Below are 14,089 nucleotides of genomic sequence, written 5' to 3'. Positions count from 1 at the left end.
GGAGTCACATCGGTGATATCTTCACTACGGCGCGCGACCGTATCGGGTGTGTCCGCGGCGCTTCTGCTGTCCGTCGCACCCGCCGCCCTCGCGGCGGGCGCCACGCTCCAGCAGTCGGCCGACACCCCTGTGTCCTGCGCGGCCACGCTCTCCACATCGACGCGCGAGGCGGCGTTCTCCGAAGCCTCCAAGGCCACGGGCGTGCCCGAAGCCCTGCTGAAGGCGGTGTCGTACATGGAGTCCCGCTGGGACGACCACCACGGCCGGCCCAGCGGTGGCGGCGGCTACGGCGTGTTCGACCTGAGCGCCGAGACACCCGAAGCCTGGGACGGTTCCGGCAAGGGCCGCACGACCAGCACCCGGAGCCAGATCGAGACGGCGGCCGGACTGACCGGCCTCTCGGTGGCCGCCCTCAAGGAGGACCCGAACGCCAACGTCTGCGGCGGCGCGGCGCTGCTGGCGTCCTACCACAAGGGCGGCGGCGGGCTGTCCGGCTGGCGGAGCGCGGTGGCGCGCTTCGGCGACAAGAACAACTTCGTCGAGCAGGTGTACCGGACGCTGAAGAAGGGCGAGAGCCGCGTCACCGACGACGGCCAGCGGGTGACGCTGAGCGCCGACCCCTCGGTCACGGTGCCGAGCGAGCAGCCGGCCGCCGCCCACGGCACCGACTGCCCGGCGGACCTCGGCTGCGAGTGGCTCGAGGCGCCGTACGCGAAGGCGAACCCCGCCGATCCGGACAACACCGCGAACTACGGCAACCACGACATCGCCGACCGGGCCGGACCGGGCGGGCCGAAGCTCCAGTACATCGTCATCCACGACACCGAGGGCAGTTACGCGTCCTCCGTGAGACTGGTCCAGGACCCCACCTACCTCGCGTGGAACTACACGATCCGCTCCTCCGACGGGCACATCGCCCAGCACCTCGACGCCAAGGACGTGGGGTGGCACGCCGGGAACTGGTACGTGAACATGCACGCGATCGGCATCGAGCACGAGGGCTTCGCCGGGACCGCCGGCTGGTACACCGAGTCGATGTACCAGACCTCGGCGGCGCTCGTGAAGCACCTCGCCGGGAAGTACGGCATCCCGCTCGACCGGGCCCACATCATCGGACATGACCAGGTGCCAGGCACTCTCCTCGGGAACACCAAGAGCGTGCACTGGGACCCGGGGCCGTACTGGGACTGGGACCACTACTTCGAACTCCTCGGCGCCCCGATCGGCGGCACGCAGCGGACCACGGCCGATGTGGCGGCCGGCGACGTCGTGGAGGTGCGGACCGGCTACCGTGACAACGCGCAGATCGTCACGGGGTGCACGCAGGCGTCACCGGGCTCGCCCGACTGCGTCCCGGGGGCGGGGACGAACTTCGTTCCGCTCTACCAGTCGCCGTCCGAGAGCGCGCCTCTCGCCAAGGACCCGGGGTGGAAGCCGAACGGCGCCGACGGCACGACCTACGCGAGCGACGTCAGCGCGCGTGTCAATTCCGGTCACAAGCTCGTCGTCGCACAGGTCCAGGGCGAATGGCTGGGCGTGTGGTGGGCGGGCTCCCTCGCCTGGCTGCACAACCCGGCCGGCGCGCCCGTCGTGGTCCGCACCACGGCCAAGACGGTCACGGTGAAGTCCGCGACGACACCGGCCAACATATACGGCCGCGCGTACCCCGAGGCGTCCGCGTACGCGGGCACCGGCGTCCCCGTGCAGTCGCTCTCGGCGCTGGAGTACAAGATCCCGGCCGGGCAGACCTACGCCGTCAGCGACGACGCCGTGGTCACCGACTACTACCGCGCGGTCAGCTTCGACGGGTCGGCTTCCGGTGACCGCACCGACGTCATCGGCCAGGACGGGTACTACCAGCTGTGGTACGCGCACCGCCAGGTGTTCGTCCGCGCGGCCGAAGTGGACCGGCACGACCCGCGGAAGCCGGCGGTGACCAACACCGCGCTCCCGGCCATCAGCGGGAACGCCAAGGTCGGAGAGGACCTCACCGCCTCGAGCGGCTCGTGGTCGCGGCAGGTGGCGGGCTTCGGCTACCAGTGGTACGTCGACGGCGCGGCCGTCGGCGGCGCTACCGGAACGACGTACCGGCCGCGTCCGGCCGACCTGGGCAAGAGCGTGACCGTCGAGGTCACCGTCGACGACCCCTACTTCGCCGACGCGTCGGCGCGGTCCGAACCCGCAGGACCGGTCGCCCGCGGGACGTTCACGTCCGTCGAGGCGCCGGCAGTCACGGGCGTCGCCAAGATCGGCCGGTGGCTGAAGGCGTCACCCGGGACGTGGGCACCCTCACCGGAGACGGTGGCCTACCAGTGGCTGCGCGACGGCGTCCCGATCAGAGGGGCGACGGCGAACACCTACCACATCAAGGCGCTGGACTGGGGGGCGCGCCTCTCGGTCCGGGTGACGGTGTCGGGCACCGCCTATGACACGGGGAACGCGACCTCGCAAGCGACCGCCAAGGTGACTCTGTTGGGCCACGCGGGGTGACGGAAGGCACGGTGACGACAAGCGCGAGATGAGCGCCTGAGCACCTCGGGGGACGCGTCCGGCCTATGGTCCGGAGCGTCCCCCGGGAAGCGCTCAGCGCGTCGCGACGGCCATGCCCTCAGGAGTCGAAGCCCAGCCCGAGCCTGTCGAGGGTGCGGAGCCAGAGGTTGCGGCGGCCCTGGTGGGCGTCCGCCCGGGCGATCGACCACCGGGTGAGCTGGATGACCCCCGACCTGATCGGCTCGGGCGGGAACGGCACGGGCTTCTCGCGCACCATCCGCAGCTCGGTGCGCTCGGTCTGTTCCCCCGACAGCAGGTCCAGCATCACGTTGGCGCCGAACCGCGTGGCCCCGACGCCGAGCCCGGTGTACCCGACGGCGTACGCGAGCCGTCCCCGGTGTGCCTTCCCGAAGAACGCGCTGAAGCGGCTGCACGTGTCGATCACCCCGCCCCAGCGATGGGTGAACCTCAGATCGGCCAGCTGCGGGAACGTCGTGGCGAAGTGGCCCGCCAGGGTCGCGAAGGTCGCGTCGCGCTGCTCGTACTCCTGCCTGACCATGCCGCCGTTGTAGTACACGGCGTCGTACCCGCCCCACAGGATGCGGTTCTCCCCGGTGAGCCGGTAGTAGTGGAACTGGTTGGCGCCGTCGCCGATGCCCTGCCGGTTGTGCCAGCCGACCGACTCGAGCTGGGACGGGGTGAGCGGCTCGGTCATCAGCGCGTAGTCGTACACCGGCACCAGGAAGTTCCTCAGCCGTCCGAGCAGCGGGGGGAACACGCCCGTCCCGAGGGCCACCTTGGCCGCGCGCACCCTGCCGTGCGGGGTCATGAGCTCGATGGCGACGCCGTCGTCCTTGAGCGAGCGCACCGGGCTGTGCTCGTAGATGCGCACGCCCAGCGACAGGCACGCCTCCCGCAGGCCCCACGCGAGCCGCGCCGGGTCGACCATCGCGCAGCCGTCGCGGTCCCACTGCCCGCCCACGTAGGTCGGGGAGCTCACCTCGGCCCGCACCTGGTCGGCGTCGAGGAGCCTGACGTCCATGCCCAGCTCCCGGGCGATGCCGGTGTCCTCGGCCAGGCCGTCGAGCTGCCACGGCTCGGTGGCCACGTGCAGCTCGCCGGTCCGCTCGAAGGAGCAGTCGATGCCGTACCTGGCGACGGTCCGCTCGATCTCGTCGAGGTTCTCCCTGCCCAGCCGTACGAGCGTGGAGATCTCCTGTGGCCAGCGGGCGAGGCCGTTGCCCAGCCCGTGGGTGAGGCTGGCGACGCAGAAGCCGCCGTTGCGCCCCGAGGCGGCCCAGCCGACGCGCCTGCCTTCGAGCAGGACGACGTCGAGCGTGGGGTCGCGTTCCTTGGCCATGAGGGCGGTCCACAGACCGGAGAACCCGCCGCCGACCACTGCCAGGTCGGCGGCCGTGTCCTCGAAGAGCCGCCGCAACGGCTCGGGTTTGTCCGGACTGTCCAACCAGTACGGCTTACGCTCCGCGTCAGCCAGTGCTTTCAGCGGATCCACGATTCCACGTCCTAACGAACCACGTCGATCTTGCCGGCCCGGCGGGACCGGTGTCCCGTACCGGGGGGTCGTCTCCCGCGCGTCAGCTCCGACGCCGGGAGGTCACCGTGTTGACCACGGCGATCGCCACGCCGACCGCGAAGATCAGCGTGCCGAGGATGTTGACCTGCGGAGGCACGCCGATGCGGACGGCTCCGTAGATCCACAGCGGGAACGTGATGGTCGCCCCGCTGGTGAACTGGGTGATGACGAAGTCGTCGATCGACAGTGCAAAGGCGAGGAGCGCGCCGGAGACCACGCCCGGCAGGATCATCGGGAACGTGACCCGCCAGAACGTGACCCACGTCGAGGCGCCGAGGTCGCGCGCCGCCTCCTCGATCGACCCGTCCAGGCCCACCACGCGCGCCCGTACGGTCACCGCGACGAACGACACCGAGAACAGCACGTGCGCGAGCACGATCGTCATGTACCCGGTCTGCACGCCGAGGGCGACGAACAGCGACAGCAGCGAGGCTCCCATGACCAGCTCGGGCGAGGAGATCGCGGCGAACATGACCAGGTTGGTCGGGCCCTGACCGCGGAAGCGGTACCGGCCGAGGGCGATGCCGAGCAGCGTGCCGAGCACGGTGGTGATCAGGGTTGCGACCAGGGCGATGCTCAGGGAGTTCACCACGGCTGTGGTGAGGTCGGGGTAGTCCCCGAGCCGCCCCCACCACTTGAAGGTGAAGCCCTGCCAGCTGACGTTGGACTTGCTCTTGGTGTCGTTGAAGCCGAAAGCGATCATCACCGCGATCGGGGCGAACAACCACAGGAGGATGAGCCACGTGTAGCCGAAGAGCAGGCGGTCGCCCCACCGGGGGCGCCGGCGGCGCCGTACCCCGATCGAGGGCTCCGGCATGCCGTTCATGGCCTGCGTAGGGAGCGCTGGGCTGACTGGACCGCTCATCGCGCCGCCGCCTCCAGGACGTTCTCGGTGCCGAGTGCCTTGGCGTAGACGAAGATGCCGACGAGCATCGCCGCCATCAGCGTGAACGACAGCGCCGCACCGACCGGATAGTCGTTGTTCACCAGGTACTGCGTTTGGATGACGTTGCCGATCATCGTGTTGGCCGGCCCGCCGAGGATGGACGCGTTGACGTAGTCCGAGGTCATCGGGACGAACGTCATCAGGACGCCGGCGAACACGCCCGGGAGGGAAAGCGGGAGCACGATCTTGGTGAACGACGTGCGCCACGTGGAGTAGAGGTCCTGCGACGCCTCCACGATCCGCGGGTCGACCCGCTCCAGGGCCACGTAGATCGGCAGCACCATGAAGGGCAGGTAGTTGTAGGTCAGGCCGCCGATGACGGCCGCGGTCGTCGCCAGCACATGGAAGTCCTGGGGCAGCAGGCCGATGTTCTTGAGCGGCTCCAGCAGGATGCCGTCGTCGGCGAGCAGGAACTTCCACGACACGGTGCGGAGCACGAACGACACGAAGAACGGCAGCAACACCAGCAGCAGGTACGTCGACTTGCGGGCGCCACCCTTGAAGGCGATCCAGTACGCCATGGGGTACGCGATCACGATCGCGAGGATCGTCCCGACGGCCCCGTAGGCCACCGAGCGCACGAACTGTGTCTTGTACTCCACTAGGGCGTTACTGAAGTTGGCGAAGTGGAAGGTCTGCAGGAAACCGTTGACGACGTCGCCCTCCATCGTGGAGACCGAGGCCATGAAGACCAGCGGCACCACCAGGAAGATGACCAGCCACAGTCCGCCCGGAAGGACGAGCAGGTAGGGAGCGATCTTGCGTCTCATGGGTCCTAGCCCTGGGTGATCGGCTGGAAGATGCCTTGGAAGACCTTTTCCTCGGCGTCGGTGAGGGTCTTGTACGACCGGACCCTGGCCAGGTCGGACTCCGAGGGGTAGATCAACGGGCTGTCGGCCATGACTTCGAGCGACTTCTTGTCGTCGCCCTTGGCCGAGGCCGCCTTCGCCCTCACGAGGTCCTGCGTAGAGGGAACCGGGGTGATGTAGGTGATGTACTCCGCCAACGCGACCGCGACCTTGGGCTGGTAGACGTAGTCCATTATCGCCAGCGCGTCGACCGGGTTCTGGGCGGTCTTCGGGATGCACATGTTGTCGGTCCAGATGTTGCCGCCCTCTTGGGGGACGACGAACTTCAGGTTCTGGCCTTCGAGATTCTGCTGGTAGATGTCGCCCGACCACGCCATGGTCACCCAGATATCCCCGCGGGCCAGCGCGTCGACCCAATCCTGTTCATAGTATTTCCGGACAAGTCCGGCATCGCGCTGCTCCTGGAGCTTCTTCCCGGCCTTCTCCCAGTCGGCCTGGACCGACTTGTCCGGGTCGATGCCGAGCGCGAACAACCCGAAGTTCGCGACCTCCTGCGTGTCGACGAACATGCCGACCTTGCCCTTGTACTTCGGGTTCCAGAGCTCCTGGATGCTGGTGATCTCGCCGTCGACGTACTTCGGGTTGTACGCGATGCCCGTCAGGCCCGACTGCCACGGAATGGTGTAGGTGTTGCCCGGGTCGTAGCTCGGGTTCTTGAACCTCGCCCCCGCGTTGGCCGCGAAGTTCGGCAGCTTGGCGTGGTCGAGCGGGACCAGGTAACCGAGATCCATGGCCTTGCCGAGCTGCAGGCCGTTGGTCATGACCATCAGGTCGAAGCCGATGTCCTGCCCGGCGGCGAGCTGCGGCTGGATCTTGCCGAACCAGGTGGAGTTGTCCTGGATGGCCTCCTGGTAGGTCACCTGGATGCCGGTGTCCTTGGTGAACGCCTCCAGAGTGGGATACCGCTTGCCCTCCTTGTCGATGTACAGGGGCCAGTTGGCGAAGCGCACCAAGCCGTTCTTCTTCTTGTCCGCCCAGTAGCTCGCCACGGCGTCCTGCTTGGGCGCGGCGACCTTCCGGCCGGGAATGCTGCAGGCCGTGAGCGCGAGGGCGGCGGCGGACACGCCGGCCATTCGCAGTGCTTCTCGCCGGGTGAGACGCGAGCCGTCGCGGTGACGGCTCTGCGTCAGCCCACGCAGGAACGCGGGATCACGCGATGGGTCGTTCATGGGGACTTTCAACTTCCAATCGCGTACGAGTGCTGCGGCTGCCACGACAGCCAGACGGAGTCACCGCGCTCCGCCGTGATACTGCTGTCCCTGGCGTTCTGCTCGAAGACCGTGAACTCGGCACCACCCGCGAGGTTCACGGCGTAGCTGTTGTAGGTGCCGAGGTAGACGACCTCCGCCACGGTGCCGCGTACGGCGCTGAGGTCCGCGCCGGGCTCGTCGTGCGAGATCCGGATCTTCTCCGGCCGCACGGTCACCTCGACCGCGCCGCCCTCCCGCGTGCCGTGCGCCACCGGTACGAGCACCCGGTCGCGGTCGCCGACCCTGATCGTGGCCGTGCCGCCGCTGACCGCCTCGGCCGTGCCGCTCAGCAGGTTGGAGGTGCCGATGAACCCCGCCACGAACTTGGTCGCGGGACGCTCGTAGATCTCCCTCGGCCCGGCGAGCTGCTCGACCAGGCCGTCGTTCATGACGGCGATGCGGTCGCTCATGGTGAGCGCCTCGTTCTGGTCGTGGGTGACGTAGACGAACGTGATGCCGACCTCGCGCTGGATCCGCTTGAGCTCGATCTGCATCGCCTGGCGGAGCTTGAGGTCGAGCGCGCCGAGCGGCTCGTCCAGGAGCAGCGCCCGGGGGTTGTTGACCAGGGCTCGCGCGAGCGCGACCCGCTGCTGCTGGCCGCCCGACATCTCACGCGGGCGCCGCTTCTCACGGCCGACGAGATCGACGATCTCCAGCATCTCGCCCACCCGCCGCTTGATCTCCTGGTCGGGTACGCGCCTGCGCCGGAGGCCGAACGCCACGTTCTCCCAGACGTTCATGTGCGGGAAGAGCGCGTAGGACTGGAAGACCATGTTCACGTCGCGCTTGTTCGGCGGTACGTCGGTGACGTCCTGCCCTTGCAGCCGTACGGTGCCCCGCGAGGGGTCCTCGAACCCGGCGATCATCCGCATGGTGGTGGTCTTGCCGCAGCCTGACGGGCCCAGCATGGAGAAGAATTCGCCCTCGGCGATCGACAGGCTGACGCCCTTGACCGCCTGCACGACCTCACCATGCGCTAGGTATTCCTTGACGACTCCGTCGAGTTCGATGGCGGGCACCGGGGAGATGTCGGAGGCGGCCGCGGAGGCCGCCTCCTTGCCCGCCTGGATTTCGGTCATTCCAGGCTATCCCTCTTCTATGTCGGCAGCCGTGCGCCGTTGTAGTGCATGTGTGCTGCCGCGATGATCATTCACCGATGTAGTGCATGACGTGCTTGACCCGGGTGTAGTCGTGCAGGCCGAAGACCGACAGGTCCTTTCCGTAGCCCGAGTGCTTGAACCCGCCGTGCGGCATCTCGGAGACGAACGGGATGTGGGTGTTCACCCACACCACGCCGAAGTCGAGCCGCCTGGACATGCGCATCGCACGCCCGTGGTCGGAGGTCCACACCGAGGCGGACAGGCCGTACTTGACGTCGTTGGCCTTGGTGACGGCCTCGGCCTCGCCGGAGAAGGTCTGGACCGTGATGACCGGGCCGAACACCTCGGTCTGGATCATCTCGTCGTCCTGCTGGAGGCCGTCCACGACGGTCGGCTCGAACAGGTAGCCCTTCTCGCCGATGCGCTTGCCGCCGGTGACGACCTTCGCGTGGCCGGGGACCCTTTCGAGGAAGCCCTCGACGCGGGCGAGCTGGTTCTCGTTGTTGAGCGGGCCGTAGTAGGCGTCCTCGGTGTCCAGGCCGCCGGTCTTGGTGGCCGCGGCCGCCGCGGCCAGCGCCGCCACGAAGGGCTCGTGGATGCTCTCGTGCACGAGGACGCGGCAGGCCGCGGTGCAGTCCTGCCCGGCGTTGTAGAGGCCGGCCCCCGCGATCGCCTCGGCGACGGCGCCGATGTCCTTGACGTCGTCGAACACGACGACCGGCGCCTTGCCGCCGAGCTCCAGGTGGACCCGCTTGAGGTCCTCGGCCGCGGACTTCGCGACCTGCACGCCCGCGCCCACCGAGCCGGTGATCGCGACCATCGACGCGGCCGGGTGGCCGACGACCCTGGCGCCGGTCTCGCGGTCGCCGACGACGACGTTGAACACGCCCGCCGGGAGGATCTCACCCATGATCTCGGCCAGCTTGACGGTGGAGACCGGGGTGGTGTCCGACGGCTTGAGCACGACCGTGTTGCCCGCGGCCAGCGCCGGGGCGATCTTCCAGACGGCCATCATCATCGGGTAGTTCCACGGCGTGACCTGGCCCACGACGCCGATCGGCTCGTGGCGGATCACCGAGGTGTGGTCGGCGAGGAACTCACCGGAGGTCGGCCCCTCCAGCGTGCGCGCGGCGCCCGCGAAGAAGCGGAAGTGGTCGGCCGCGGGCGGGATCTCGTCCTCCGCCATGCGCGCGCGGGGCTTGCCCGTGTTGAGGCACTCCGCCTCGACAAGCTCCTCGCCGCGTGCTTCGATGGCATCGGCGATCTTCAACAGGTAACCGGCACGCTCGCCCGGCGTCGTCTGCCCCCACGACTCGAACGCGGCGACCGCCGCGGCGTAGGCTGCGTCGACGTCCTCCTGGCCGGAGACCGGCGCCTGGAGGTAGACCTCCCCGGTGCTCGGATCGATCACATCGGAGAACTGGCCGCTCTTGGCGTCCGCGAGCTCACCGTTGATGAAGTTCTGCAGACGGGTGGTCAACGTTGACCTCCTCGTGAGGTGGCTGAGTTGTCGCGACTCTGACAGAGGTCAGACGGAACGACAAGGGATTTCGTCGCGAATATATCAAATTGCTACGAAATCGCTTGACAGGGCACGATGAACTGACAACATGTCGCACCAGGACGGCAACACGGCGGGAACGGCCCCGTAATCAGTTTGCGGTAGGCGACGGAGTGCCTGGTCCGCCGGCCCGGAGGGGGTGCCCCCGCCGGGGCCGGCAGGGTGTTAGGGAGGACGCACGGAGATGACGACGCCGCCGAAGGCCCGACGGGACAACAACCACGACGCCAGGCCGGGTCCGGTGGTTCTGGACGAGATCTCCAAGCAGATCATCGAGGAGCTGCAGGCGGACGGGCGCAAGCCGTACGCCGCCATAGGTAAAGCCGTGGGACTGTCGGAGGCGGCGGTGCGCCAGCGCGTGCAGCGCCTGCTCGACGCCGGCGTGATGCAGATCGTCGCCGTCACCGACCCGCTCACCCTGGGCTTCCCCCGGCAGGCGATGATCGGCATCAAGTGCGAGGGCGATCTCGAGACCGTCGCCGACAAGCTGGCCTCCATCGACGAGATCGACTACGTCGTCCTGACCGCGGGGTCGCTCGACATCATGGTGGAGGTCGTCTGCGAGGGCGACAACCACCTCCTGGAGATCCTCGGCAAGATCCGGGCCATCCCGACCGTCCGGGCGACCGAGACGTTCGTCTACCTCAAGCTGCGCAAGCAGACCTACTCGTGGGGCACCCGCTGACCGGCCGCCCTGCGCGGCGCCCGGGCGTCCACACCTCGCCATGGACGGCGCCGTCCCGCTTCTCGCCGTACTAGAGCGGTCACCACGTCAGACGGGCTGCTCCTGCCCTCCGACCAGGGCGCCTCTGCGGTCCAGGACGTCGGCGATCTCCGCGAGGAAGGCGTCCACCTGGGCCACGGCGTAGCCCGTCTTGAACACCACCGTCGAGAAGGTCGCCTTCCTGACCTGCTCGGCGGTGAGCGGGTGGTCGGTCGTCCCGCGCAGGGTGGCGACGATCCGGTCGAGGAACACGTCGACCTCGTCCTCGTTGTAGCCGGCCCCGAGCCGCCCGGGGCGGAACAGGACGCGTTCGACCCGCACCGCCTGCGTCTCCAGCCAGGCCGCCATCAGGGCCTCGGCGACCGGCTGCTGCCCGTTCGGGGCCTCCGGCGACTTCGGCGTCTCACCGAGCCCCGGCAGGGTGGGCGCCTCGTCGTCCTCCTCCACCGGCTCCGCCGCGGAGTCCTGGTGCGCCTGGTGGAATCCGTCCCTCGCGGGCTCGCTCCAGGCGTCCCGCCGCCTGCCCGCCACCCACTCCCCCGGGGCGTCCACCGGCTCCGCCGAGTGCCCCGCGGCGCCGCTGAACCGCTCCGCGGAGATCCCGGGCGCATCGCCGGAGCGCTCCATCACCGGTGCGGCCTGGGGGAACTCGGGGGCGGGCGTGCCCCGGGTCTCCACCGCGACCACGAAGGCGTCCAGCGCGTAGTCCACCGCCAGCTCGTTGTAGCCGCCCAGCTTCGTGTCGAAGCGTGCCATGCGGATCTCGTCGGCCGTGACCGGGGCGCCCTCCAGCAACCCTCGCCCCAGTGTCGCCTCGATGCGCACGATCAGCGCATCGACCTGGTCGGGGTCATATCCGGTCCGCACCCCCAGTACTCGTGGAAAGCGGTTCACGCCTTGTCCTCCCGGTTCACACCCCCGCATTTATTTCTCTTCTTTACCATTCTGCGGGGATGACATGGGGAAATCCAGAAAGTTAGCGATTGGCCGGTAGGCTGCCGAACCTATGCGGCTCGCGAACCTCTCCTATCGCTACGCCCGCCGCGCCCCCTGGGTCCTGCACGAAGTGGACCTCGACCTGCCCGCGGGCACGGTCGCCGAGGTGACGGGGCGCAATGGCGCGGGCAAGTCCACGTTGCTCAGGCTGCTGGCCGGCACCGCGCGTCCGAGCCGAGGTTCGGTCTCCGGCCGTCCCCCGGTCGTCGGGTACGCGCCCGAGATCTTCCCGGTGCAGCAGCCGTTCACGGTCACCGCGTACCTCGCGCACATGGCCGCCGTCCGAGGGGTCACGGCGACGTCCATGGATCCGTGGGTCGAGCGCCTGGGCATGGCCACGCTCCTCGACGTGCCGCTCGGCGACCTGTCCAAGGGCAGCGCCCACAAGGTCGGGCTGGCGCAGGCTCTGCTGGTCCCACCGGGCCTGCTGATCCTCGACGAGCCGTTCTCCGGGCTGGACGAGCAGACCCGCGCCGAGCTTCCCCGCGTCATCGACGAGGTGGCGGCCGCCGGAGGCATCGTCGTGGTCAGCGACCACCAGAACGGCCTCACGGGGCGCCCCGGCGTCACCCACCTGAGAGTCGAGAACGGCATGGTCCGCGCGGTGGCCCCGGCGGAGGTACAGGACATGGCGCGGGACCGGTCCCCCGGTGACGCCCCGGCACGATCGATCATCGAGGTGCTGGTGGACGCCGGTGACGCCGAGGCGGTCGCGCGGAAGCTCCAGGCCGATGGTTACGAGGCCAGGATCCGAGGAGAGGCGCGATGAGGCCCACGGCGTTGCTCACACGGTTCAAGATCTCGGCGTACCTGAGGTCCCACCGCGTCGTCCAGCCGTTCGTCGGGCTGCTGGCCGTCATGATCATCCTGTACTCCTCCCGCGTGGCCCTGGGCCAGGAGCTTCCCTCGTACGGCGACTCGGCGGCGCTGCTCGTCCCCGTCTTCGCGTGGGCGACCAGAGGGCTGCTCGACACCGAGCCCGACGTGCAGCGGCTGATCTCGGTCACGGCGGCGGGGCGGCCCGGCCGCGAGGTGGCGGCCGGGCTCGCCGCCTCGGCGCTCGTCAGCGCGGGCCTGGCCGTCCTCGCCCTCGTGCTGCCGCTGGCCATCGGCTTTCGCGCGCTGCCCGGGACGGCGGTGCTGCTCGGCGGTCTGGCCCTGCACGTGCTCTCGGTGCTCACCGGCATCGCCCTGGGTGCGCTCTCCAGCCGCCCCATCCTGCCGGACGCGGCGACCTCGGCGCTGACGATGCTCGGCGGCTACGTCGCCGTCCTGCTGCTCAGCCTCGCGCCCGTCACCTGGCTCACGGTCCCGATCATCAGCTGGATGCGCGCGGCCGGACAGGACGCCTTCCTGAGCCGGTCACTACCGGGCCTCGCGACCGTGACCGTCTTCTGGTGCGCCCTCGCCCTCTTCGCCTACATCCGGCTCCGCCGCACGCGGCCATAGCCGGTCCTGTCACCCCCGTACGGGCTACTCACCTCGCAAGCTTTCGGCGCCGCGCCGGGCGAGGGCGTCGGCGCGCTCGTTCTCGGGGTGCCCGGCGTGGCCCTTGACCCAGATCCACTCCACGTCGTGACCCACGGTGGCCGTGTCCAGCCGCTGCCACAGGTCCACGTTCTTGACCGGCTGCTTGCCCGCGGTCATCCAGCCGTTGCGCTTCCAGCCGTGCACCCATTTGGTGATGCCGTTGCGGACGTACTGGCTGTCGGTGTGCAGGCGTACGGTGACCGGCCGCGTGAGGCTCTCGAGCGCCATGATGGCGGCCATCAACTCCATACGATTGTTGGTCGTCTGCGCCTCGCCACCGTAGATCTCTTTCTCGGTGGCGCCATAACGCAGCACGGCACCCCAGCCGCCCGGGCCCGGATTACCACTGCACGCGCCGTCGGTATAGATGTCCACGGCCTTTCCCGCCGCCTTCTCCTCGTACCCCACAACCAGCATGCACTCCTGCCCATTGATCTCACCCTCGCCACCAGTCCTACCACTCCACCCATCCAGGGCACGAGTCGCTCCAGGTCGGGGGCAGCTCAGAATCGTTACCAGCGACATTTGGGCGGAGATGGACAAAAGCCTCCACAGTTACTGCCGCCATTCACGGAAATATTAACCAATATCCGCATTCAGGGTACAGCCCGGCTTGGATTCTCGGACGCCTTTTCCTGTCGTGCCCACAGGCGGTGGAATAAATTCGGAGGCGCGAATCCCCTATCCACCAGGCAGGAGTGCGCCCATGGAGAGCTCGGACGGCCGGGTTCTGGTCATTGTTGTCATCGCGACGGTTCTGTTCGTCGTGGGGCGGCGCTTTCAGCGGACGGTGGACACGTGGGCGGGGTGGGGGAAGGCGGTGAAGACCGCCGCGGAGGCGTCGGCGAAGATCCCGGACGCGAAGTCCGCGGCGTGGGCGGCATTACGGCGCATGGTCGTGATCGGCGCCGGGACCCTGGCCCTGCTGGCGTTGATCGCGAACGCGTTCCGTTACATCTGAGGCCGTCGCCCGACCACATCCGCGACCGTCGCTCAACGCGAACACCGCCGGTACGGAAGTCGTGGCGG

13 protein-coding genes are annotated in these 14,089 nt (G+C 68.9%); 5 read left to right on the top strand and 8 right to left on the bottom strand.

What is annotated here, in order from left to right:
• Window positions 1-48: 48 nt before the first annotated feature.
• On the top strand, window positions 49-2,490 hold the full coding sequence (locus OG589_RS01610; protein WP_405145466.1) for an N-acetylmuramoyl-L-alanine amidase: 2,442 nt from the start codon (window positions 49-51) through the stop codon (window positions 2,488-2,490).
• Between the two features lie 118 nt (window positions 2,491-2,608).
• Here OG589_RS01610 and OG589_RS01605 read toward each other — a convergent pair whose 3' ends face one another.
• The 6 genes from OG589_RS01605 to OG589_RS01580 form a co-directional block, all read right to left on the bottom strand.
• Entirely contained in the window at window positions 2,609-4,003 is a 1,395-nt protein-coding gene (locus tag OG589_RS01605; protein ID WP_405145464.1) for an NAD(P)/FAD-dependent oxidoreductase, read from the bottom strand.
• A gap of 82 nt (window positions 4,004-4,085) precedes the next feature.
• Window positions 4,086-4,901 (bottom strand): ABC transporter permease, encoded by an 816-nt coding sequence (locus tag OG589_RS01600; RefSeq protein ID WP_405151938.1) that lies wholly within the window; start codon window positions 4,899-4,901, stop codon window positions 4,086-4,088.
• Between the two features lie 44 nt (window positions 4,902-4,945).
• On the bottom strand, window positions 4,946-5,800 hold the full coding sequence (locus OG589_RS01595; RefSeq protein WP_405145462.1) for an ABC transporter permease: 855 nt from the start codon (window positions 5,798-5,800) through the stop codon (window positions 4,946-4,948).
• A 5-nt stretch (window positions 5,801-5,805) separates the two neighbouring features.
• A complete protein-coding gene (locus tag OG589_RS01590) occupies window positions 5,806-7,068 on the bottom strand; it encodes a PotD/PotF family extracellular solute-binding protein (protein ID WP_405145461.1) in 1,263 nt (420 codons plus the stop codon).
• 8 nt (window positions 7,069-7,076) lie between these two features.
• Window positions 7,077-8,228: an ABC transporter ATP-binding protein gene (locus tag OG589_RS01585; protein ID WP_405145459.1), complete on the bottom strand. Its 1,152-nt coding sequence runs from the start codon at window positions 8,226-8,228 to the stop codon at window positions 7,077-7,079.
• Window positions 8,229-8,295: 67 nt separating this feature from the next.
• Entirely contained in the window at window positions 8,296-9,729 is a 1,434-nt protein-coding gene (locus OG589_RS01580; protein WP_405145457.1) for an aminobutyraldehyde dehydrogenase, read from the bottom strand.
• A 265-nt stretch (window positions 9,730-9,994) separates the two neighbouring features.
• On the opposite strand from OG589_RS01580, the gene OG589_RS01575 reads away from it, so the two are divergent.
• Window positions 9,995-10,495, top strand: a complete 501-nt coding sequence (locus OG589_RS01575) for an Lrp/AsnC family transcriptional regulator (protein ID WP_405145455.1) — start codon at window positions 9,995-9,997, stop codon at window positions 10,493-10,495.
• Between the two features lie 87 nt (window positions 10,496-10,582).
• Here OG589_RS01575 and OG589_RS01570 read toward each other — a convergent pair whose 3' ends face one another.
• The gene (locus tag OG589_RS01570; protein ID WP_405145453.1) at window positions 10,583-11,428 is read right to left on the bottom strand and encodes a DivIVA domain-containing protein; all 846 of its coding nucleotides are present in this window, start codon (window positions 11,426-11,428) and stop codon (window positions 10,583-10,585) included.
• 112 nt (window positions 11,429-11,540) lie between these two features.
• Between OG589_RS01570 and OG589_RS01565 the strand changes: the two genes are divergently transcribed.
• Complete coding sequence (locus tag OG589_RS01565; protein WP_405145451.1) at window positions 11,541-12,299, top strand: ATP-binding cassette domain-containing protein; 759 nt, start codon at window positions 11,541-11,543, stop codon at window positions 12,297-12,299.
• Window positions 12,296-12,979: a hypothetical protein gene (locus tag OG589_RS01560; RefSeq protein WP_405145449.1), complete on the top strand. Its 684-nt coding sequence runs from the start codon at window positions 12,296-12,298 to the stop codon at window positions 12,977-12,979. Before OG589_RS01565 ends, OG589_RS01560 begins: the two co-directional genes overlap by 4 nt.
• Before the next feature lie 24 nt (window positions 12,980-13,003).
• Here OG589_RS01560 and rnhA read toward each other — a convergent pair whose 3' ends face one another.
• On the bottom strand, window positions 13,004-13,477 hold the full coding sequence (rnhA, locus tag OG589_RS01555; protein ID WP_405145447.1) for a ribonuclease HI: 474 nt from the start codon (window positions 13,475-13,477) through the stop codon (window positions 13,004-13,006).
• Between the two features lie 289 nt (window positions 13,478-13,766).
• On the opposite strand from rnhA, the gene OG589_RS01550 reads away from it, so the two are divergent.
• Window positions 13,767-14,021 (top strand): hypothetical protein, encoded by a 255-nt coding sequence (locus OG589_RS01550; RefSeq protein ID WP_405145445.1) that lies wholly within the window; start codon window positions 13,767-13,769, stop codon window positions 14,019-14,021.
• The last annotated feature ends 68 nt before the right edge of the window (window positions 14,022-14,089 follow it).

Source organism: Sphaerisporangium sp. NBC_01403 (assembly GCF_045040145.1).
Taxonomy (GTDB): domain Bacteria; phylum Actinomycetota; class Actinomycetes; order Streptosporangiales; family Streptosporangiaceae; genus Sphaerisporangium; species Sphaerisporangium viridialbum.
Note: the sequence above shows the minus strand (reverse complement) of the source record. Positions and strands in the feature narration are given on the sequence as shown.

Excerpts from the sequence above, each read along its gene's own strand:
- OG589_RS01600 (WP_405151938.1), bottom strand. The coding sequence starts at position 4,901 with ATGCCGGAGCCCTCGATCGGGGTACGGCGCCGCCGGCGCCCCCGGTGG.
- OG589_RS01595 (WP_405145462.1), bottom strand. The coding sequence starts at position 5,800 with ATGAGACGCAAGATCGCTCCCTACCTGCTCGTCCTTCCGGGCGGACTG.
- OG589_RS01590 (WP_405145461.1), bottom strand. The coding sequence starts at position 7,068 with ATGAACGACCCATCGCGTGATCCCGCGTTCCTGCGTGGGCTGACGCAG.
- OG589_RS01585 (WP_405145459.1), bottom strand. The coding sequence starts at position 8,228 with ATGACCGAAATCCAGGCGGGCAAGGAGGCGGCCTCCGCGGCCGCCTCC.
- OG589_RS01575 (WP_405145455.1), top strand. The coding sequence starts at position 9,995 with ATGACGACGCCGCCGAAGGCCCGACGGGACAACAACCACGACGCCAGG.
- OG589_RS01565 (WP_405145451.1), top strand. The coding sequence starts at position 11,541 with ATGCGGCTCGCGAACCTCTCCTATCGCTACGCCCGCCGCGCCCCCTGG.
- OG589_RS01560 (WP_405145449.1), top strand. The coding sequence starts at position 12,296 with ATGAGGCCCACGGCGTTGCTCACACGGTTCAAGATCTCGGCGTACCTG.
- rnhA (WP_405145447.1), bottom strand. The coding sequence starts at position 13,477 with ATGCTGGTTGTGGGGTACGAGGAGAAGGCGGCGGGAAAGGCCGTGGAC.
- OG589_RS01550 (WP_405145445.1), top strand. The coding sequence starts at position 13,767 with ATGGAGAGCTCGGACGGCCGGGTTCTGGTCATTGTTGTCATCGCGACG.